The organism is Streptomyces sp. NPDC093795, from assembly GCF_044764665.1.
GTDB lineage: Bacteria > Actinomycetota > Actinomycetes > Streptomycetales > Streptomycetaceae > Streptomyces.
The window spans coordinates 27449-48190 of the sequence record NZ_JBIWIO010000007.1 but is presented as its reverse complement, the minus strand read 5'-3'; the positions used below and the strand labels follow the sequence as shown (position 1 = coordinate 48190).

18 protein-coding genes are annotated in these 20742 nt (G+C 74.0%); 9 read left to right on the top strand and 9 right to left on the bottom strand.

The window, feature by feature from the left end:
• Positions 1-131: 131 nt before the first annotated feature.
• Positions 132-908: a polyprenol monophosphomannose synthase gene (locus tag ACIRB7_RS19825; protein ID WP_403600091.1), complete on the top strand. Its 777-nt coding sequence runs from the start codon at positions 132-134 to the stop codon at positions 906-908.
• A gap of 140 nt (positions 909-1048) precedes the next feature.
• The gene (fxsA, locus tag ACIRB7_RS19820) at positions 1049-1642 is read left to right on the top strand and encodes an FxsA family membrane protein (protein WP_403600089.1); all 594 of its coding nucleotides are present in this window, start codon (positions 1049-1051) and stop codon (positions 1640-1642) included.
• Between the two features lie 141 nt (positions 1643-1783).
• On the opposite strand, the gene ACIRB7_RS19815 is transcribed toward fxsA, so the two are convergent.
• From ACIRB7_RS19815 to ACIRB7_RS19800, 4 genes are all read right to left on the bottom strand, one after another.
• Positions 1784-2158 carry an RNA polymerase-binding protein RbpA gene (locus ACIRB7_RS19815; protein ID WP_015032218.1) on the bottom strand — a complete coding sequence of 125 codons (375 nt, stop codon included), beginning with the start codon at positions 2156-2158 and terminating at the stop codon, positions 1784-1786.
• Between the two features lie 255 nt (positions 2159-2413).
• A complete protein-coding gene (locus ACIRB7_RS19810; RefSeq protein WP_403600086.1) occupies positions 2414-3784 on the bottom strand; it encodes an MFS transporter in 1371 nt (456 codons plus the stop codon).
• Positions 3785-3854: 70 nt separating this feature from the next.
• A complete protein-coding gene (locus tag ACIRB7_RS19805; RefSeq protein ID WP_403600084.1) occupies positions 3855-4619 on the bottom strand; it encodes a glycerophosphodiester phosphodiesterase in 765 nt (254 codons plus the stop codon).
• Entirely contained in the window at positions 4616-5284 is a 669-nt protein-coding gene (locus ACIRB7_RS19800) for a YitT family protein (protein WP_403600082.1), read from the bottom strand. Before ACIRB7_RS19800 ends, ACIRB7_RS19805 begins: the two co-directional genes overlap by 4 nt.
• Positions 5285-5388: 104 nt before the next feature.
• Here ACIRB7_RS19800 and ACIRB7_RS19795 point away from each other — a divergent pair, with 104 nt between their 5' ends.
• Entirely contained in the window at positions 5389-6891 is a 1503-nt protein-coding gene (locus tag ACIRB7_RS19795; protein WP_403600079.1) for a PLP-dependent aminotransferase family protein, read from the top strand.
• 103 nt (positions 6892-6994) lie between these two features.
• Here the strand turns inward: ACIRB7_RS19795 and ACIRB7_RS19790 are convergent, their stop codons facing one another.
• Complete coding sequence (locus tag ACIRB7_RS19790; protein ID WP_403600077.1) at positions 6995-8629, bottom strand: hypothetical protein; 1635 nt, start codon at positions 8627-8629, stop codon at positions 6995-6997.
• Between the two features lie 37 nt (positions 8630-8666).
• Complete coding sequence (locus tag ACIRB7_RS19785; RefSeq protein ID WP_015032212.1) at positions 8667-8861, bottom strand: hypothetical protein; 195 nt, start codon at positions 8859-8861, stop codon at positions 8667-8669.
• A gap of 309 nt (positions 8862-9170) precedes the next feature.
• Between ACIRB7_RS19785 and ACIRB7_RS19780 the strand changes: the two genes are divergently transcribed.
• The 6 genes from ACIRB7_RS19780 (at position 9171) to ACIRB7_RS19755 (ending at position 18424) form a co-directional block, all read left to right on the top strand.
• Positions 9171-9563: an ankyrin repeat domain-containing protein gene (locus tag ACIRB7_RS19780; RefSeq protein WP_403600074.1), complete on the top strand. Its 393-nt coding sequence runs from the start codon at positions 9171-9173 to the stop codon at positions 9561-9563.
• 255 nt (positions 9564-9818) lie between these two features.
• Positions 9819-11234, top strand: coding sequence for a HEAT repeat domain-containing protein (locus tag ACIRB7_RS19775; protein ID WP_403600072.1), 1416 nt, complete (start codon positions 9819-9821; stop codon positions 11232-11234).
• A 224-nt stretch (positions 11235-11458) separates the two neighbouring features.
• The gene (locus tag ACIRB7_RS19770; RefSeq protein WP_403600069.1) at positions 11459-12580 is read left to right on the top strand and encodes a glycosyltransferase family 4 protein; all 1122 of its coding nucleotides are present in this window, start codon (positions 11459-11461) and stop codon (positions 12578-12580) included.
• The gene (locus ACIRB7_RS19765) at positions 12577-13767 is read left to right on the top strand and encodes a glycosyltransferase (protein ID WP_403600066.1); all 1191 of its coding nucleotides are present in this window, start codon (positions 12577-12579) and stop codon (positions 13765-13767) included. Before ACIRB7_RS19770 ends, ACIRB7_RS19765 begins: the two co-directional genes overlap by 4 nt.
• A 167-nt stretch (positions 13768-13934) precedes the next feature.
• Complete coding sequence (locus tag ACIRB7_RS19760) at positions 13935-14753, top strand: SGNH/GDSL hydrolase family protein (protein ID WP_403601019.1); 819 nt, start codon at positions 13935-13937, stop codon at positions 14751-14753.
• On the top strand, positions 14750-18424 hold the full coding sequence (locus ACIRB7_RS19755) for a hydantoinase B/oxoprolinase family protein (RefSeq protein WP_403600063.1): 3675 nt from the start codon (positions 14750-14752) through the stop codon (positions 18422-18424). The genes ACIRB7_RS19760 and ACIRB7_RS19755 overlap by 4 nt, the downstream gene beginning before the upstream one ends.
• Here ACIRB7_RS19755 and ACIRB7_RS19750 read toward each other — a convergent pair.
• From ACIRB7_RS19750 to ACIRB7_RS19740, 3 genes are read right to left on the bottom strand one after another with little or no spacing between them, the layout of a single operon-like run.
• Entirely contained in the window at positions 18408-19271 is an 864-nt protein-coding gene (locus tag ACIRB7_RS19750; protein ID WP_403600060.1) for a biotin-dependent carboxyltransferase family protein, read from the bottom strand. The two genes, ACIRB7_RS19755 and ACIRB7_RS19750, sit on opposite strands and share 17 nt — an antisense overlap.
• Positions 19268-19903 carry an allophanate hydrolase subunit 1 gene (locus ACIRB7_RS19745; RefSeq protein WP_403600057.1) on the bottom strand — a complete coding sequence of 212 codons (636 nt, stop codon included), beginning with the start codon at positions 19901-19903 and terminating at the stop codon, positions 19268-19270. The genes ACIRB7_RS19750 and ACIRB7_RS19745 overlap by 4 nt, the downstream gene beginning before the upstream one ends.
• The gene (locus tag ACIRB7_RS19740; protein WP_403600054.1) at positions 19900-20670 is read right to left on the bottom strand and encodes a LamB/YcsF family protein; all 771 of its coding nucleotides are present in this window, start codon (positions 20668-20670) and stop codon (positions 19900-19902) included. The genes ACIRB7_RS19745 and ACIRB7_RS19740 overlap by 4 nt, the downstream gene beginning before the upstream one ends.
• Positions 20671-20742: the final 72 nt, after the last annotated feature.

The following is a 20742-nucleotide window of genomic DNA, read 5'->3' as shown; positions in this document are numbered from 1 at the left end:
CACCTGCCCCGCCGTCGCCCCAGCCGCCCCCCCCGTACCCCCTGTATCCCCCGTCCAGTCACCCGCCGCGCCGGAGCACTCCGAGGACCTCGCTATGGTGGGGGCCAGCGTTTGTATCCGAAGGGGCAGTAGTGAACGACGGTGGCCAGAGGCGTTACGGCCCGCTCGGCAAGGCCTTGGTGATCATTCCGACCTACAACGAGGCGGAGAACATCAAGCCGATCGTCGCGCGGGTGCGGGAAGCCGTACCCGAGGCGCACGTTCTCGTCGCCGACGACAACAGCCCTGACGGCACGGGCAAGTTCGCGGACGAGATCGCGTCCGACGACGACCATGTGCACGTCCTGCACCGCAAGGGCAAGGAGGGGCTCGGCGCCGCCTACCTCGCCGGCTTCCGGTGGGGCATCGAGCACGGGTACGGCGTCCTCGTCGAGATGGACGCCGACGGCTCCCACCAGCCCGAGGAGCTCCCGCGGCTGCTCACCGCCCTCAAGGGCGCGGACCTGGTCCTCGGCTCCCGCTGGGTGCCGGGCGGCCGCATCGTGAACTGGCCGAAGTCCCGCGAGTTCATCTCCCGCGGCGGCAGCCTCTACTCGCGCGTGATGCTGGACGTACCGATCCGCGACGTCACCGGCGGCTACCGGGCCTTCCGCAAGGAGACCCTGGAGGGCCTGGGCCTTGAGGACGTGGCCTCCGCGGGCTACTGCTTCCAGGTCGACCTGGCCCGCCGCGCGGTCGCCGCAGGCTTCCATGTCGTCGAGGTGCCCATCACCTTCGTGGAGCGCGAGATCGGCGACTCGAAGATGAGCCGGAACATCGTCGTCGAGGCGCTGTGGCGGGTCACCGGCTGGGGTCTGTCGGCGCGGGCCGAGAAGGTCGGCAAGCTGCTCGGCCGCAAGCCTTCCTGAGCCTTCCGCACTCTTCCGGCACCCCGTTCCGCGCCCCTCCCGCACCCTCCTCTCCGCTCCCTTCCCGCCCCTCTCCGCTCCCGGACGTCCTGATCCGTTCTTTACGACGTTCCGGCGCGGCCCCAGGCACACTGGGGACCATGACGACCGGCGCAACGCCTCCTCTCGCCCCGAAGCGCTCACGCGCGCGTACGTTCCTCCCGCTCGGCGTCGCCGCCTGGCTGGTCCTGGAGATCTGGCTGCTCTCGTTGGTGGCCGGCGCGGCGGGCGGTCTGACCGTCTTCGCCCTGCTCGTGGGCGGCGCCGTGCTCGGCGCGGCCGTCATGAAGCGGGCGGGGCGGCGCGCCTTCCGTAACCTCACCTCCACCTTCCAGCAGGCCCAGGCGGCGGCTCAGACCGGGGCCATGCCCCAGGCGCCCGACCGGACCGGCTCGGAGGACCGCAACGGCTTCCTGATGCTCGGCGGCCTCCTTCTCATGCTCCCCGGCCTGGTCTCGGACGCGGCGGGCCTGCTCCTCCTCATCCCGCCGGTCCGCTCCTTCCTCGGGCGGTACGCGGACAGGGCCGCCGAGCGCCGGATCAGCGCCGCGCCTCCCGGCAGCCTCCAGGACGCCTTCCAGCAGGCCCGTATCCGCCGCCCGGACGGCAAGGTCGTGCAGGGTGAGGTCATCCGCGAGGACGCCGCCAGGGGCCCGTACGGGGCCGACGAGCCGCGCCCGCCCCTGACGCGCTGATGCCCTGATCACACTTCCGTGCCCTGCCTCCTACGGGGGCAGGGCACGGAAGATGCAGGGGCAGGGCACGGAAAACGCCGCGGGGCCCGGTACACAGTGCGTGTACCGGGCCCCGCGGCGTTCGTTCGTCCGATGGGTCCGCTAGGCGGACTTGCGGCTGTCGCGCGGATGCACGGCAATGTTCATGGCGCCGGAGCGAAGGACGGCCAGCCTTTCGGCGAGGACCTCCTCCAACTCCTCGCGGGTGCGTCGCTCCATGAGCATGTCCCAGTGCGTACGCGCAGGCTTGCCCTTCTTCTCCTCAGGTCCGTCCCCGTCCACCAGGAGTGCCTGGATTCCGCAGACCTTGCATTCCCACTCCGGCGGAATTTCCGCTTCCACCGAGAAGGGCATCTCAAAACGATGGCCCTTCTCGCATGCGTACTCCACGGCCTGGCGCGGGGCCAGATCGATGCCGCGGTCGGTCTCGTAGCTCGTCACCACGAGGCGCGTGCCGCGAAGAGCTCGCTCACTCATGAATCGTGCCTCCCGGGCTTGTCGCCCACAGGACAGGTGTCGCTGTCGTCGTTATCCGGTCAACGTCCGGTCGGCGGTAAAGATTCCCGTGCCGGGTCATGCGTCGCCCGTCGTGCCGCCCCTTGTTGTACCCACCAGTGCCCGTTTTGTCACATCTGGCGGCAGAAGTGACCCGGCGTCTTCACCAAAGCAGCACGCAGTAACGGTCCGCCTGGCAGGCCAAACGCGTACACTACCGCTCTTTCATCGCCACGTCTAAATCCGGTCCGGAACGGCGTTGCCCGCGGCTTCCACCGCGCGCCGCACCGGAACCCGGGCGAGCAGGGCGAACCCGACCACGAAGAAGATCACCAGGGAGATGATGGCATCCCGGTAGCTTCCGGTCAGCTGATACGCGAGACCGAACACGAGCGGACCCAGCCAGCTGAGCCCCCGATCGCTCATCTCGTACGCCGAGAAGTACTCCGCCTCCTTGCCGCGTGGCACCAGATGCGAGAACAGAGAGCGCGACAGAGCCTGGCTTCCGCCGAGCACCAGGCCGATCGCGGCCGCCAGACTGTAGAAGAACACCGGCGCGTCGGCCGGCAGGAAATAGGCCGCCGCCAGGATCAGCGTCCAGACCGCGAGCGAGCCCAGAATCGTCCGCTTGGCGCCGTACGACCGGGCGAGTCGCCCCATCCCGAGCGCGCCCGCCACCGCGAGCACCTGCACGAGCAGGACCGCGGTGATCAGCGTCGTCTGGTCGAGCCCCAGCTCCTCGGAGCCGTACAGGGAGGCCTGCGAGATCACCGTCTGCACGCCGTCGTTGTAGACCAGGTAGGCGAGCAGGAAGGAGAGCGTCAGCGGATGCCGGCGCATGTCCTTGAGGGTCGCCCGCAGCTGCCGCCAGCCACTGCCGACCGCGCCCTCGCCCGCCCCTCCCCGCCCCTCAGGGCGGATCCGTCGGTCGCGCAGCCGCCGCAGCGGTACGAGGGCGAAGGCGCCCCACCAGACACCCGCCGAGGCCAGACAGATCCGGACCGCCTCGCCCTCGGTCAGGCCGAAGGAGTCGTGGCCCGAGTAGAGGATCAGGTTCAGGACGAGGACCAGCGCGCCGGACGCGTAGCCGAAGGCCCAGCCGCGCGAGGAGACCGCGTCCCGCTCGTCCGGCTCCGCGATCTGCGGCAGATAGGCGTTGTACAGCATCATCGACACCGCGAGTGAGGCATTCGCCACGATCAGCAGGAACGCCCCGAGCAGATACCGCTCACCCGCCAGGAAGAACATCCCCGCGGTGGCCGTCGCCCCCAGGTACGCCGCCGCGGCGAGCAGCGGCTTCTTCCGGCCCGTACGGTCGGCCGCCGCGCCCACCAGCGGCATCGCCAGGACCGCGACCACGATCGACGCGGACACGGCGTACGCGAAGAGCGAGCCGGCCCGCACCGGTATCCCCAGCGGGTGCACGAAGCCCTCGGCGTCGGCCGCCGCCCGCGCCACCGAGGTCAGGTACGGGCCGAGGAACACGGTGAGGACGCTCGTCGAGTACACCGAGCACGCGAAGTCGTAGAAGTACCAGCCCCGCTGTTCCCGCCGGCGCTCGGCGGCACCGGTGGCGTACTCCTCCGGTTCGGTGGTTCCAGCGGTCAAGGCCGCGCCCCCTCGTTCGTCCCCGTGATCCGCCCGGCTGATCCGGGCGCGGTGCCACCGGGACGCGCGCTCAGACCCACACACCCCGCTCGGTCAGCACCGAGCGCAGCGTCTCCAGTTGATCGGTCATGATGCCATCGACCCCGAGGTCGAGGAGAGCGTTCATCCGGGCCGGATCGTTCACGGTCCACACATGGACCTGGAGCCCGCGCGCGTGCGCCTCCCGAACGAAGCGGCGGTCCACGACGGGGACGCCGCCCTGGCGCTCCGGGACCTGCGCGGCGATCGCCCCGGCGCGTACCGCCGCCGGGATACCGAGCGAGCGCAGTCGCAACCCGATCACCCCGCGCACCCCGTACGAGGTGGCCAGCCGGGGACCGGCCAGGTGCTGCGCCCTCGCCACCCGGGCCTCGGTGAAGGAGCCCACGCAGACCCGGTCCCAGACGCGCTTCCTGCGGATCAGGTTCACCAGCGGGTACAGCGCCGACTCGGCCTTGAGGTCCACGTTCCAGCGGGCTTCGGGGAACTCGTCCAGGAGGTCGGCGAAGAGCGGCAGCGGCTCCTTGCCCGCGACCCGGGCCTCGCGCACCGCCGCCCACGGCAGGTCACGGATCCGGCCCGTGGCGTCCGTGACCCGGTCGAGGGTCGCGTCGTGGAAGGCGACGAGCGCCCCGTCCGCCGTCGTGTGCACATCGGTCTCGAAGTAGCGGTAGCCCGCCGCGGCGGCCCGGCGGAAGGCGGCCGCGGTGTTCTCCAGGCCGTTCGCCGTGCCGCCGCGATGGGCGAACGGGAGGGGCGAGGGATGGTCGAGATAGGGGTGGCGTACGCGAGTCACCGCCGCAGTATGGCCTGTGCGGGTGTCGCGGGGGCGACCGCGGTGCTGCCGGAGTCCGGCTCGGGCACGGCGAACCAGCGAAGGAAGAACTGGGCGAGCGGCCCGATGGCCACGGCGTACAGGACCGTGCCGACGCCGACCGAACCGCCGAGCAGGAACCCGGTGGCGACGACCCCCACCTCGATCGCCGTCCGCACGAGCCGGATGGAGCGGCCGGTGAGCCGGTGCAGACCGGTCATCAGGCCGTCGCGGGGGCCGGGACCGAAGCGCGCCGCGATGTACAGGCCCGTCGCGACCCCATTGAGGACGATCCCGGCGGCGAGCAGCGGGATCCGCGCGGCCAGGCCGTGGACGTCGGGGAGGAGCGCCAGGGCGCCGTCCATCGCCAGACCGATCACGAGCACGTTGGAGACGGTGCCGAGGCCGGGCCGCTGCCGGATCGGGATCCACAGCAGCAGCACCGCGGCCCCGAGGACGGTCGTCACCACGCCCATGGTCAGGCCCGTCTTCTCGGCGAGACCCTGGTGGAGAACGTTCCAGGGCTCGAGCCCGAGGCCGGTGCGGACCAGGAGCGCCGAACTGGCCCCGTACAGCGTCAGTCCCACGTAGAGCTGGACGAGCCGGCGGGTCAGGTACCGGCCGTGGAGGCCGGAGGCGATGGACAAGGTTTTCCCCCCAGGGTGTGGTGATAGTGGACTGGCTCATGACACTCTGTGGCAGGGGAAAGGATGCCAACCATGGCCAATTCGAGGAAGGTGGACTGATTTCGATGGCCCAGTGGACTTCGGCGGTAGGACCTGCTCAGCTCGCGCGGCAGCTCCAGGCGCAGCAGCCGCGGCCCGCCGGAACCGGCGCCCGCAAGCCGCCCGCCTACCGCGCGCTGGCCGACGGCATCCGCCTGCTCGTCCTGGAGGGCCGCGTCCCGGTCGCCGCCCGGCTGCCCGCCGAGCGGGAGCTCGCCCTCGCCCTCACCGTCAGCCGTACGACCGTGGCCGCGGCCTACGAGGCGCTGCGCGCCGAGGGCTTCCTGGAGTCGCGGCGGGGCGCCGGCAGCTGGACCGCCGTACCGGCCGGGAACCCGCTGCCGGCGCGCGGCCTCGAACCGCTGCCCCCCGAGGCCCTCGGCTCGATGATCGACCTCGGCTGCGCGGCGCTGCCCGCGCCCGAGCCCTGGCTCACCCGGGGCGTCCAGGGCGCCCTGGAGGAACTTCCCCCCTACGCCCACACGCACGGGGACTACCCGGCCGGACTGCCCACGCTGCGGCAGATGCTCGCCGACCGCTACACCGCGCGGGGCATCCCCACGATGCCCGAACAGATCATGGTCACCACCGGCGCCATGGGCGCCATGGACGCCATCTGCCACCTCTTCGCGGGCCGGGGCGAGCGCATCGCCGTCGAGTCCCCCTCGTACGCCAACATCCTCCAGCTGATGCGGGAGGCCGGTGCCCGGCTCGTGCCCGTCGCCATGTCCGAGGGCCTCGGAAGCTGGGACCTGAGCCGCTGGCGCCAGGTGCTGCGGGACGCGGCGCCCCGCCTCGCGTACGTGGTGGCCGACTTCCACAACCCCACCGGAGCGCTGGCCGACGAGGACCAGCGCCGGCAGCTCGTGGACGCGGCCCGCTCGGCCGGCACGGTCCTCGTCGTCGACGAGACCATGACGGAACTGCGCCTGGACGACGACCTGGAGATGCCCCGGCCGGTCTGCGCCTTCGACCCGGCCGGCTCCACCGTCCTGACGGTCGGCTCGGCCAGCAAGGCCTTCTGGGCGGGCATGCGCATCGGCTGGGTCCGGGCGGCTCCTGACGTCATCCGTTCCCTGGTGGCCGCGCGCGCGTACGCCGACCTCGGCACCCCCGTCCTCGAACAGCTCGGCGTGAACTGGCTCATGGGTACGGGCGGCTGGGAGGAGGCCGTGAAGCTGCGGCGCGACCAGGCCCGGGAGAACAGGGACGCGCTCGTCGCCGCCGTCCGCAGGGAGCTCCCGGAGTGGGAGTTCGCGGTGCCGAAGGGCGGCCTGACCCTCTGGGTCCGTACCGGCGGCCTCTCCGGCTCCCGGCTCGCCGAGGCGGGCGAGCGGGTCGGCGTCCGCGTCCCCTCCGGCCCGCGTTTCGGCGTCGACGGGGCCTTCGAGGGCTTCGTCCGGCTGCCCTTCACGGTCGGGGGCGCGGTCGCCGACGAGGCGGCCGCCCGGCTGGCCGCGGCGGCCCGCCTGGTCGAGTCGGGCGCGGGCGGAGGAGGGGCGGAGCCGCCGCGGTCGTTCGTGGCGTAGCCGCGCCACCGATGGAGAGGCCGCACGTGCGGAGAGGCCGGTACGGGCCTGGGGTCCGTACCGGCCTCCACGCGTGCGCGTGCGTGCTGCTCTGCTTCTCCGCTCAGCCCTCGGCCGGAACGGGCGCGTGCAGCGGTGCCGGTCCGGGGTCCGGTTCGGCGCGGGGCGCCGGGGCCGGTTCGGGGGCCGAGCCGATGACGGTCGCGACCGCCGCGGCCGTCGCGACCGTCGCCGGGCGGCGCTCGGGGAGGAGGTCCAGGACCGCCTTCCGGTGCGTCTCGCTCGTCGCGTCGTCGTACGGGTCGGGCGTCGCCGGCACCTGGAGGCGCAGGACCGGGCCGTTGCCCAGGCGCGCGTAGCCGCGGCCCGCCGGGACCTGGGGCGTCGGGGTGGTGTGCGGCCCGGCACCGAGGACGGCGGCGATCTGCTCCGGCTCGGCGGGCCCGAGCACGATCCGGGCGCGGGTGTGGGCCCGTACCGCCTCGCTCAGCGTCTCCGCGCTGTCGAACTGTTCCGCGACCACCACCGTGACCTGGGCGGCCCGCCCGTGCCGCAACGGCACCTGGAGCAGCTCCTGCGGGTCGGTGCGGCCGTCGGCGGCGGCGAGGTGGCCCAGGATGCTCGGCCGGTCGAGCAGGATCCACAGCGGCCGACGGGTGTCCTCGGGGGCCGGGTGGCCCGCCTGTCGGGCCCGGTTGGCGGCGATCAGACGCCGTTCCGTCTCGTGCGCCGCCCACTCGAGGCCGGCCAGGGAGCCGGAGAGCCCGCACTCGACGGCGAGGACTCCGTCGCGGCCGGTCAGGCAGGCGTACTCGCCGGTGCCACCGCCCTCGATGATCATCACGTCGCCGTGGGGGAGGGCCTGGAGGGCGATGGAGCGCAGCAGGGACGTGGTCCCGCTGCCCGGCTGACCGACGACGAGCAGATGCGGCTCGGTGGAGCGGGGTCCGGTGCGCCAGACCACGGCCGGCGCGTCCTCCGTACCGTCCGCGGCGACCACGGGGACGGTCCGCTGCACGGCGTCCGCGTCGGTGAAACCCAGGACGGTCTCGCCCGGCACGGTGACGAAGCGCTGGGCGGCGATGGTGGTGGGCAGGGCGGGCAGCACGCTCATGACGAGCCGGTTGCCCTCCTCGTCCCAGTCGAAGCGGTACTCGCGGCCGCGTCCCGACTTGGCGTGCAGAAGGTGCTCGATACGCGCGCGTGCGTCGGGCTCGCCGTCGGTGAAGTACGGGGGGTACGCGATCCTCAGCCGGGTCGGCCGCCCGTCCCCGTCGAAGGCGTACTCCGTGAAGGCGCCGCTCCAGTCGCCTCCGTGGGTGAAGAGCGGGGCGGGGTCGTCGGGGACCGAGAAGTAGGGCACGAGGGCCTCGTACAGGCCCTTCAGCCGGGCGATCTCCGCGTCGTCGGGCCCGGTCCTGACGACCCGACGCTCGCGTCCCTTCCACGCGGCCGCGCCCATGAGCGTGACGAGCGCGAGGAGCGGCCCGTACGGCATGAGGGCGATGACCAGGACGCAGGCCGCGACCAGGAACAGCGTGGGACCACGCCGCTCCTTGGGGGTCGCGGCCCACTTGGCGCGCGCGGTCGCGGCCAGCTTCCGCAGACCACGGGAGACCGTGATCAGCGGATGGAGCACGTCGGTGGCGCTGTCGGCGGCCGTGCGCGCGATCTCTCGACTGCGAGCGATCTGCACGCTGCCGCTGCTCAGAATGCGGGGGAGTGGTCGCCGGGCCACGAAGAACTCCTGAGGTGGTGGAAGGGACGGATGGGCGTCAGAACTTGATCCCGCCCAGGAGACCGGCGAGGCTCTGCCCGCCCGCCGTGATGCTCGGGGCGATGGCGGTGCCCGCGAGGTAGAAACCGAACAGAGCGCTGACGAGGGCGTGCGAGGCCTTCATCCCGTCCTTCTTGAAGAACAGGAAGCAGATGATGCCGAGCAGGACCACGCCTGAGATGGACAGGATCATTTGGTGTTCTCCTGGTTGAGGGGACAGTCACCATGAGTCCTTCCAAGTTCACAGCAAGTATCTATGTGACTAAAGGTTCATTCGGGTGAAAAGCGGGCGATTTCACTTGACCGGCGGACATCGAACGGGCTGTCGAGTGGCGAAATGTCGGGCGTGCGCTAGAGAGGCGCCCGGGGGGCGGACTGCCGTGATCTTTGCCTCGGTCGAGCGAGGTCATGTCCCCGAACGGGCAGTACCCTGTCGATTCACTCGTACGGCCGCGCTTGCCGTGCACAGGCCCACAACGCAGGAGAGAGGCGGTCCCACCCGATGAGCGAGACTCCGGACCCCGAGGTCATCGAGCTGGCGTCCAAGGTCTTCGACCTCGCCCGCACCGGGGACGCCGACGCCCTTGCCGCCTACGTCGACGCGGGCGTCCCCGCGAACCTCACCAACGACAAGGGCGACTCGCTGGTCATGCTCGCCGCCTATCACGGCCACGCCGCCGCCGTCTCCGCCCTCCTCGCGCGCGGTGCCGACGCCGACCGCGCCAACGACCGCGGCCAGACCCCGCTCGCCGGCGCCGTCTTCAAGGGCGAGGAAGCCGTGATCCGCGCGCTCCTCGACGGTGGCGCAAATCCGGAAGCCGGGACTCCGTCCGCCGTCGACACCGCCCGCATGTTCGGCAAGACCGAACTCGTCGAACTCTTCGGAATCCGGTGAACGGGCGCTGAACCCCAGGTGAGAGCGGCGTCGTAAATGTGGTCGCGGTGGCGAAATGGGTGGGTCATCATGACGTCGGGCCCGGCAAAACGGGCCACCGACGAGAGGCAGAGGAAGATGGTCACTGGCAAGCGCAGGACGACGGGCGGCCCGACATGTTGCCGCACGGCCTAGGCGTACAGGTATGTACCGCCTGACCCGGGTCATCCCGGTTTCCCCCGGTCGTGTCGACAGCTTGATGTGAGGCGTCTCCCCATGTTCGATCCAGTCATAGCGCCGAGCGGCACCCTGCTCGGCCTGCTGCAGCGGGGCCGCGGCGACGGCACCCTGCACGCGCTCGCCGCCCCCCGCGCCGAGGCCCTCTCGGCGCTCAACCACTGCGTTCTCGACGACCCCCGCCACGACTGGCAGGTCGAGAACCGCTCCCTCTACTACGCCCGGCTCTACCTGGACCTCCACGGCGGTCTCGACGAGATCGAGGCGCACCTGCTCTGCGCCGAGGACCACCTCGACACCGAGGACTCCAGGACCGGGCTCGCCCTCGCCGTCCTCGGGCACCTCGCGTCCTACGGACGCCAGGACGCCCTGCTCCTGCTCCGCCGTTACGCGGCGACCGGCACGAACTGGGCCTGGGCCCTCGACGAGCTGGCACTCCGCGACGACGACGCCGGCCTGCGCGCGCTCGCCGTCCCCGTCCTGGCGCGCTTCCCGGCCGACGCGGAGGGCGACGCCGAGCTGGCCCGCGTCGTGCGGGACGCCTTCGAGCCCCGCCCGTGGCGCCTGTGGGCCGAGGACCAGCGCGACGCCGTCGGCGCCCGGGTCAGGGCCGCCCAGGAACAGGGCTCCTTCGACCGCTGGCAGCGCCAGATGCGCCCCGCCGGGCCCCGCCCCGGCTGGAGCGTGCGGGCGGTCCTCGACTGGGCGCAGGAAGGGTACGAGCGCGGAGCCGTCCTGTACGGACCCGCCGCCCGCTGCCTGACCGCCGTCGCGGGGCCCGAGGACCGGCCCGAGCTCCTCGCCGCCGCCCGGCACGGCGCCGTGGGTGCCAGGGGCGCCGCCCTGCACCACCTCGCCGAGTCGCGGGACCCCGCCGTTCTCGACCTCGTCGAGGCCGCCGCCGACGGCGACTCCCACGAGGTCGCCGAGGCAGCCGTCGCCGCCTACCGGCGCATGTGCGGAGAGGACGCGGTCGCCCGCGCCCGCGCGTGGGTCCGCAGGACCGACGCCCTCGGCGCCGCCGCCGCCGACGTGCTCGCCTGCCGCGGCACCGCCCAGGACTCCCCCTCCGTCCTCGGCGCGCTCCGTGACACCATCCGCTCCGAAGGCCCCGACTCACCCGCCCTCGCCGGGCTCGTCGACGGCGCCGGACGCCTCGGCATCGCCTGCGCCGCCCCCGTGCTGCGCCACGTCTACCGCGAGACGGCCTCCTCCCAGCTGCGCGGGCGCGTGGCCGTCGCCCTCGCCGCCACCGACCCCACCTTCGCGACCGGCTTCGCCGTCGAATGCCTCTGGGACTGCGAGGAGACCACCCGCGAGGTCGCGGCCCAGCACGCCGAGACCGCGGACGTACGCGTCGCCGAACGACTGCGCCGCCTCGCCGCCGACCCGGCCGAGGAGGTCGAGGTCCAGACCGCCGTCCGCAACCGGATAGGCCCGGACCTCCAGGTCTGACCCCCGTCCCCCCGCCACCCGGCTCCGGGGCGGCGCGGCCCCCGGCGGACAACCCGCCGAGCGAGGCCCCGCCCCGGAGACGTGGGGTGGCGGGGGAAGGCCGTCACGCCCCCGCGTGACCCCATGGGCCCCAGGCACGCCCCGCGCGAAACGCTCATGGGACGTTCCCTCCCCGTCCAGATCGAAGTTGGCGGCCACACGCCGGGCGCGACGACAACACCCGTATGCGTGTCGTCATCGTCACCGAATCCTTCCCTCCCGACGTCAACGGAGTGGCGCACTGCGCCCTGCAGACCGCGCGCCATCTCGTCCGGCGGGGTCACACCCCGCTCGTCATCGCCCCCGCCGTCGCCGACCCGGCCGCGGACGCCGACGCGCCCTGTGCCGTCGTCCGGGTGCCTTCCCTCCCCCTCCCCGGCTATCCGCAGGTACGGGTCGCCCTGCCGAGCCGCCGCGTCGCCGCGGCCATCGCCGCCCACCGCGCCGACCTCGTCCACCTCGCCGGCCCGTTCGTCCTCGGGGTCCGGGGAATGACGGCGGCCGCCCGGCTCGGCATCCCCGCCGTCGCCGTCTACCAGACCGACCTCGCCGGCTACGCCCGTACCTACGTGGGGACCGGCGAGGGCGCCGCCTGGCGCCGCCTCCGTGCCGTCCACGGAGCGGCGGACCGCACCCTCGCCCCCTCGACCGCGGCCGTCCGCGACCTGGAGGCCCACGGCATAGGCCGCATCCGGCTCTGGGGGCGCGGCGTGGACACCGTCCGCTTCCGCCCCGCGCTGCGGGACGACGCCCTGCGCAGGGAACTCGCACCCGACGGAGAACTCCTCGTCGGTTACGTCGGCCGCCTCGCCCCCGAGAAGCGCGTGGATCTCCTCTCCGCGGTGGGAGAACTCCCCGGCGTACGGGTGGTGGTCGTCGGGGACGGACCGAGCGGGCCCGCGCTGCGCACCACGCTGCCGGGCGCCTGGTTCCTGGGCCGCCGCACCGGCGCCGACCTCGCCCGGATCTTCGCCTCGCTCGACGTGTTCGCCCACACCGGCCCGTTCGAGACCTTCTGCCAGACCGTCCAGGAGGCCATGGCGAGCGGCGTCCCGGTGATCGCCCCGGCCGCCGGCGGGCCCCTGGACCTGGTCGGCCACGGGCGCGACGGGCTCCTCGTACCACCGGGGGACCCGGACGCGCTGCGCGACGCCGTCGCCACGCTCGCCGCCGCACCGGAGCTGCGCGCCGCGTACGGCCGGGCGGGGCGGGCCGCGGTCGAGGGCCGTACCTGGGAGGCCCTCGGGGACGAGCTCATCGGCCACTACCTGGAGGTCCTGCGCGAGCGGACGGCGGTGGCGGCGTGAGCGGCGACGGCGTGACCGGAGGCGGCAGCCGCGGGCTCCGGATCGTGCGGCTCGCCAACTTCGTGACCCCCACATCGGGCGGCCTCCGCACCGCCCTCGACCAGCTCGGCCGCGGCTACCTCGCCGCCGGGCACGCACCGGTCCTCGTTGTCCCCGGTGACGTCGAGAGCGACCACGACACCCCACAGGGCCGGGTCATCACCCTCCCCGGCCCCGAGCTGCCCGGCACCGGCGGCTACCGGGTCCTCGCCGACCGGCGCCGGGTGAGCGGTCTCCTCGACGCACTCGCCCCCGACCGGATCGAGGTGTCGGACCGTACGACCCTCCGGTGGACGGGGGAGTGGGCGCGGCGCGCCCGCGTGCCCTCGGTGATGGTCTCCCACGAGACCGCGGACGGGGTGCTGCGCACCTGGGGCATGCCGCCCGCCCTCGCGGCCCGTGCTGCGGACCGGCTCAACCGCCGCACCGCCTGGGCGTTCGCGCGGATCGTCTGCACCACGGAGTGTGCGGAGCGGGAGTTCCTGCGGATCGGGGCCCGCAACGTCGTACGGGCACCGCTCGGCGTGGACCTCGACCGCTGCCGGCCCGACCGCCGGAGCACCGTGCTGCGGGACAGGTACGCCGAGCGGGAGCGGGTGCTGCTCCTGCTCTGCTCGCGCCTCTCCGTCGAGAAGCGGCCCGGCACGGCCCTGGACGCCCTCGTCGAGCTGCGGGAGGCGGGCATCGACGCCGCCCTGGTGGTCGCCGGTGACGGGCCGCTGCGGGGCGCCCTGGAGCGGCGGGCGCGGGAGCGGCGGCTTCCGGTGCGGTTCGTCGGGCACGTCGCCGACCGGGAGGCCCTGGCGGACCTCCAGGCGGCGGCCGACGTGTGCCTCGCGCCGGGGCCCGCGGAGACGTTCGGTCTCTCCGCCCTCGAAGCCCTGGCCTGCGGGACCCCGGTCGTCGTCAGCGCCTCCTCCGCCCTGCCCGAGGTCGTCGGCACCGCGGGGGCCGCCGCCGTGGACACGCCGGGAGCCTTCGCCTCCGCCGTCCGGGGCATCCTCGCCGAACCGGAGACCGCCCGCCGCGGCGCCGCACGCGCGCGTGCGGAGGGTTTCACCTGGGACCGGTCCGTCACGGCCTTCCTCCGGGCCCACGACGCCCTCCTGGCACCGGAGCCGAGCCTCCCCGAGGAGGTCCGCCGGTGACACAGGACCAGGCGACCGCCCCTGCCCCGGCCCCTGGCCCTGTCGCGGGGGCCGCCACGGTCGCCGTCGCAGTCCCCGCCACGGTCGTCCCCGCCCCGGCCCCCGCCCTCGCCCGCGTCCATCCGCCCCGCCCCGCTCCCGACGCCGCCGTCCCCGTCCGGTTCGTCGTGCTCGGGGACTCGCTCAGTGAGGGCGTCGGGGACCGGGTCGGCGGGGCCTGGCGGGGCTGGGCGTCGCTGCTCGCCGACGGACTTCCGGCCGACGGGCAGGACACCGCGTTCCTGAACCTCGCCGTCAGCGGGGCCCTCAGCGGGGACGTCGCCGCCCGGCAGGCTCCCCGCGCCCTCGCCTTCCGACCGCACCTCGCCTCCGTCGTCGTCGGGGTCAACGACACCCTGCGCCGCACCTTCGACATCGGGCTCCTCGCCCGCCACCTGGACCGCGTCTGCGCCGACCTCGACGCCGCCGGAGCCGTACTCCTGACCGCCTGTCTGCCCGACCCCGGCCGCGTGCTCGGCCTTCCACCCCCACTGGCACGCCCGCTCGGCCGCCGCCAGCGGTCCGTCAACGCCGTCGTGCACGCCCTCTCCACCCGGTACGGGGCCGTCCATCTGCACCTCGCCGACGACACCTGGACCGAGGACCGCACCCTGTGGAGCGCGGACCGCCTGCACCCCGGCGAGCGCGGCCACCGGGCCGTCGCCGAGGGCTTCCACCGGCTGCTCGCCGCCCGGGGACTCGCCCACGGCGCGCCGCCCGCGCGGGAGCCCGCCCAGCCGCCTCCGACCCGCGCCGAGGCCGCGCTCTGGCTCGCCACCGCCGGCACCGGCTGGCTCCTCCGCCGCAGCCACGACCTGCTCCCGCAGCTCCTGCTCCTCGCCGGTGCCGAGCTGCGCCACTGGGCCGACGGCACCGGCCCCGCCCCCCTCGACGCGCGCGCGGACGCCGCCCTCGCCGTCGCGCTCGCGGCGACAATGGGGAGATGAACGGGCGCTGGGAGTTCTGGATCGACCGGGGCGGCACCTTCACCGACGTCGTGGGCAGACGCCCCGACGGCAGGCTCGTCACGCGCAAGCTGCTCTCCCACGACCCCGCCCGGCAGCAGGACGCCGCCGTCGCCGGAATCCGCCTCCTGCTCGGCCTCCGGCCCGACGAGCCCGTCCCCGCCGACCGGATCGCCGTCGTCAAGATGGGCACGACCGTCGCCACCAACGCCCTCCTGGAGCGGCGTGGCGAACCGACGGTCCTCCTCGTCACGGAGGGCTTCCGCGACGCGCTCCGCATCGCCTACCAGAACCGGCCCCGGCTCTTCGACCGCCACATCGTGCTCCCCGAAGCGGTCTACGCGCGCGTGATCGAGGTTCCGGAGCGGGTCGACGCCCACGGCCATCTCGTCCGGCCTCTGGACGAGCCCGCCGTCGCCGACGCGCTCGCCGCCGCCCACCGCGACGGGTTCCGCTCCGCCGCCGTCGTCCTCCTGCACGGCTACCGCCACCCGGCCCACGAGGCCCGGATCGCGACGATCGCCTCCGCCGCCGGCTTCACCCAGATCAGCTGCTCGCACGAGGTCAGCCCGCTGATCAAACTGATCCCCCGCGGCGACACCACCGTCGTCGACGCCTACCTCTCGCCGATCCTGCGCCGGTACGTCGACGAGGTCGCCCGTGAACTCGCCGGCATCCGCCTCATGTTCATGCAGTCCAACGGCGGACTGCGCGAGGCGGCCCACTTCCGGGGCAAGGACGCCGTCCTGTCAGGACCGGCCGGCGGCGTCGTCGGCATGGCGCGCACCTCGGCGCAGGCGGGACACCACCGGGTCATCGGCTTCGACATGGGCGGCACCTCCACCGATGTGTCGCACTACGCCGGAGCCTTCGAGCGTGAACTCGGTACACAGGTCGCCGGGGTACGGATGCGGGCACCGATGATGAGCATCCACACCGTCGCGGCGGGCGGCGGGTCCGTCCTCCACTACGACGGACGCCGCTACCGCGTGGGCCCGGACTCGGCGGGCGCCGTCCCCGGCCCCGCCTGCTACCGCCGCGGCGGCCCCCTCACCGTCACCGACGCCAACGTCATGCTGGGCCGCGTCCAGCCCGCCCATTTCCCCGCCGTCTTCGGCGAGTCCGGCGACCGGCCCCTGGACGCCGACGTCGTACGGGAACGGTTCACGGCCCTCGCCGAGGAGGTCGGCGGCGGCCGCACCCCCGAGGAGGTCGCCGCGGGCTTCCTGGAGATCGCCGTCCTCAACATGGCCAACGCCGTCAAGAAGATCTCCGTGCAACGCGGCCACGACGTCACCCGGTACGCCCTCACCAGCTTCGGCGGCGCCGGCGGCCAGCACGCCTGCGCCGTCGCCGACGCCCTGGGCGTCGACACCGTGCTCGTACCGCCGCTGGCCGGAGTGCTCTCCGCGTACGGCATCGGCCTCGCCGACGCCACCGCCATGCGCGAGCGGTCCGTCGAGGCCGAACTCGACGCGCCCGGCACCCCCGCGCGCGTGACGTCCCTCTGCGCCGAACTCGCCGATCGGACCCGCGCGGAGCTGCGCGCCGACGGTCTGCCGGACGCGGCGATCACGACGTACGCGCGCGTACTCCTGCGGTACGCGGGCACGGACGCGAGCCTCCAGGTCGACCTCGCGTCCCCCGAGGAGCTGAAAGCGGCGTTCACGGCTGTCCACCGCGCGCGGTACGCCTTCGTCCTCGAACGGCCCCTCGTCGTCGAGGCCGTCTCCGTGGAGGCCGTCGGCCGCGCCGGGCCGCACGGCCCCGTCCAGGCCGACCCGGCGGCTCCGGTGGATCCGGTGGACTCGGTGGCGCCGGACGGACGGCCCGGCCCCCTCGCGCCCCACGCCACCGTCCGGATGCACAGCGCCGGCACTGCGCACGACACGCCCCTCCACCGCCGGGAGGACCTGCGGCCCGGCGACAGCGTGGACGGGCCCGCGCTCCTCGCCGAGGCCGACGCCACCACCGTCGTCGACAGCGGCTGGCAGGCCACCGCGACCGACAGCGGACACCTCGTCCTGCGCCGCGTCACCCCTCGCCCCGCGCGCGTGGCAGCCGGCACGGACGTCGACCCCGTCCTCCTGGAGGTCTTCAACAACCTCTTCATGGCCATCGCCGAGCAGATGGGCGTCCGCCTGGAGAACACCGCCCAGTCCGTCAACATCAAGGAACGCCTCGACTTCTCCTGCGCGCTCTTCGACGCCGAGGGCAACCTCATCGCCAACGCGCCCCACATCCCCGTCCACCTCGGCTCCATGGGCGAATCCATCAAGGAGGTCCTGCGGCGCCGCGAGGACGACCTGCGCCCCGGCGATGTGTACGCGATCAACGACCCGTACCACGGCGGCACCCATCTCCCCGATGTCACCGTCGTGACCCCGGTGTTCGGCGACGAGGGACACGAACTCCGCTTCCTCGTCGCCTCGCGCGGCCACCACGCCGAGATCGGCGGGATCACCCCCGGCTCCATGCCCGCCTTCAGCCGGACCGTCGACGAGGAGGGCGTCCTCTTCGACAACTGGCTTCTCGTACGGGACGGGCGGCTGCGCGAGGCCGAGACACGGGCCCTGCTCACCGGCGCCCGCCACCCCTCCCGCGACCCGGACACCAACCTCGCGGACCTGCGCGCCCAGATCGCGGCCAACGAGAAGGGCATCGAGGAACTGCGTCGGGCCGTCGACGCGTTCGGGCTCGACGTCGTCCAGGCCTACATGCGGCACGTCCGCGCCAACGCCGAGGAGTCCGTGCGCCGCATCGTCGCGCGCCTGGACGACGGCGCGTACCGCTACGAGACCGACGGCGGCGCGGTCATCCAGGTCGCGGTCCGCGTCGACCGTGAACGGCGGTCCGCCGTCCTCGACTTCGCCGGGACCTCCCCACAGCTCCCGGGGAACGCCAACGCGCCCACGGCTGTCGTCATGGCCGCCGTCCTGTACGTCTTCCGCACCCTCGTCGACGAGGACATCCCGCTCAACAGCGGCTGCCTGGAACCCCTGGAGATCCGCGTCCCGCCCGGCTCCATGCTCGCGCCCGCCCACCCGGCCGCCACGGTCGCCGGGAACGTCGAGACCTCCCAGGCCGTCACCGGCGCGCTCTACGCGGCCCTCGGGGTCCAGGCGGAGGGCTCCGGCACCATGAACAACGTCACCTTCGGCAACGCGCGCGTGCAGTACTACGAGACCGTCGCCAGCGGCTCGGGCGCGGGCGACGGCTTCGACGGCGCCGACGCCGTCCAGACCCACATGACCAACTCCCGGCTCACCGACCCCGAGATCCTGGAGTGGCGCCACCCGGTCAGGGTCGACGCCTTCGCGGTACGGGAGGACGGCGGCGGGCGTGGCCGGTGGCACGGCGGACGCGGGGTGGAGCGCCGCATCCGATTCCTCGAACCCATGACGGTGGCCCTCCTCACCGGACACCGCAGAGTCCCCCCGTACGGCATGGCCGGCGGCGAGCCGGGAGCCCTCGGCGAGAACCTCGTGGAACGCGCCGACGGCACCGTCGAGCGCCTCGGCGGCGCCGCCACCACGGAGGTCGGCCCCGGTGACGTCCTGATCCTGCGCACCCCGGGTGGTGGAGGCTACGGCACACCGCCCGACGGCCCACAGCCCGACGAGCCCCCCGAAGCCCTCAGCGCGTCGGCGTGAACCGCACCGGCGTCCCCGGTACCGCCTGCGCCGCCGCGCCCAGGTCGGCCTCACGGACCACCCCGACCACCGGGTAGCCCCCCGTCGTCGGATGGTCCGCGAGGAACACCACGGGCCGCCCGTCCGGCGGCACCTGGACCGCGCCCAGGACCATGCCCTCGCTCGCCAGCTCTCCCGGCAGCGCCCGCTCCAGTGCCGGGCCTTCGAGTCGTAGTCCGATGCGGTTGCTCGCCGGTGACACCCGGTACGCGCGCGTGGCGAGGGTGCGGAGCGCGGCGGCGGTGAACCAGTCGTCGCGCGGGCCGAGCCGGACCCGGAGCACGAGTTCGTCCGGCGGGCCGGGCCACGGGGGAGCGTCGACCGCCCCCCGTACGCCCGTCTCCGGGCCCAGAGGCAGGACCGCCTCCTCCACCAGCGGTGCCGGACCGAGACCGGACAGCAGGTCGGTGGAGCGACTGCCGAGCACCGGTTCGACACCGATCCCACCGCCGAACGCCACGTACGCGCGTACCCCGCGTACGGCCGCGCCGATGTCGAGGACGGACCCGGCCGCCACCCGGACCGCGGTTCCCCAGGCGGCCGGACGTCCGTCCACCCGGACCGGGCAGGGCGCGCCGCCCACCGCGACGGTCACCGCGCAGCGGGGCCGCAGGGCGCAGCCGTTGACGGTGGTCTCCAGGACGGCGGCCGTCTCCGGATTGCCGACGAGCCGGTTCACGAGCCCCACGGCCGCCGGGTCGAGGGCGCCCGAGCGGGGCACACCGAGATGGGCGTAGCCGGTACGGCCCAGGTCCTGCACGGTGGTCAGCGCCCCGGCCCTGACGACGGCGAAGGCCCGGTCGGTCATCGCCCGCCCTCCGCGGTGAACCGGACGCGGGCGCCGGGGGCGAGCAGCGCGGCCGGTTCACGGCCGGTGTCCCAGAGCACCGCGTCCGTCGTGCCGATCAACTGCCAGCCGCCGGGGGAGGACCGCGGGTACACACCCGTGTACGGCCCCGCGAGGGCGACCGAACCGGCCGGGACGGCGGTGCGCGGAGTGGCCCGCCGCGGCACCCCGTACCGCTCGTCGAGCCCCGTCAGATAGCCGAAGCCCGGCGCGAAGCCGCAGAACGCCACCCGGAACTCGGCCGCCGTGTGGATCCGTACGGCAGCCTCGACGGACACCCCCCACAGCGCGGCGACCTCCGCGAGATCGGGCCCGTCGTAGCGGACGGGTATCTCGATCGCCGCGCCCACGCGCGCGGGGGACGGCCCCACCTCCCAGCCGGTCAGCTCGGCCGCCAGCCGGTCCGGGTCGGCCACCCCGTCCAGCAGGACGGTCCGGGCCGCCGGCACGATCTCCCGTACGGCGGGCAGGGTGCCGGCCGCCCGCCGCCGCAGCAGCTCCGCGTGGAACGCCTCCACCTCCGCGCCCCCGGCCAGCTCGACCAGGAGCGCCCGCTCACCCACGCGCAACGCGCGCGTGCCGAAGGCGGTCACGCGAAGGCCTCCACCCGCACCCCTGACGCTTCGAGCCGCTCCCGGACCCGCCGGGCGAGATCCACCGCACCCGGGGTGTCGCCGTGCAGGCACAGCGACCGGGGCCGTACCGCGACGGAACTCCCGCAGTGCGCGGTGACCACCCCGAACCGGGCCATGGCCACCGACCGCTCCACCACCGCGGCCGGGTCGCTGACGACCGCCCCCGCCTGCCCGCGCGGCACGAGGGAACCGTCCGCGAGGTAGGCCCGGTCACCGAAGGCCTCGGGGACGACCGGCAACCCCGCCTTCGTGGCCGCCTCGTGGAGCCGCGACCCGGGCAGGCCGAGGACCGGCAGCGTGCGGTCCGCGAGCAGGACGCCCTCGACGACCGCCGCGGCCTGCTCCTCGTCCCGGACCACCCGGTTGTAGAGCGCCCCGTGCGGCTTCACGTACGCCACGCGCGCGCCTGCCGCCCGCGCGAAGACCTCGAGGGCGCCGATCTGGTACGCCACCTCGGCGGCCAGCTCCGGCGCGGGGACGTCCATCGAACGCCGTCCGAATCCGGCGAGGTCGCGGTACGAGACCTGGGCGCCGATCCGGACTCCGCGTGCGGCCGCGAGCTCGCACACCCGCCGCATGGTGGCCGCGTCCCCGGCATGGAAGCCGCAGGCCACGTTGGCGCTGGTCACGACGGACAGCAGCTGCTCGTCGTCGGTGAGCGTCCAGCGGCCGAAGCCCTCGCCGAGATCGGCGTTGAGATCGACCGGGGCGGGGGGCGTGCGCATCTGTACCTCGCAGGAGGGGGGACCGTACGGTGCCGTCAAGGTAGAGGATTGTTGAACGATCCGACAAGATGA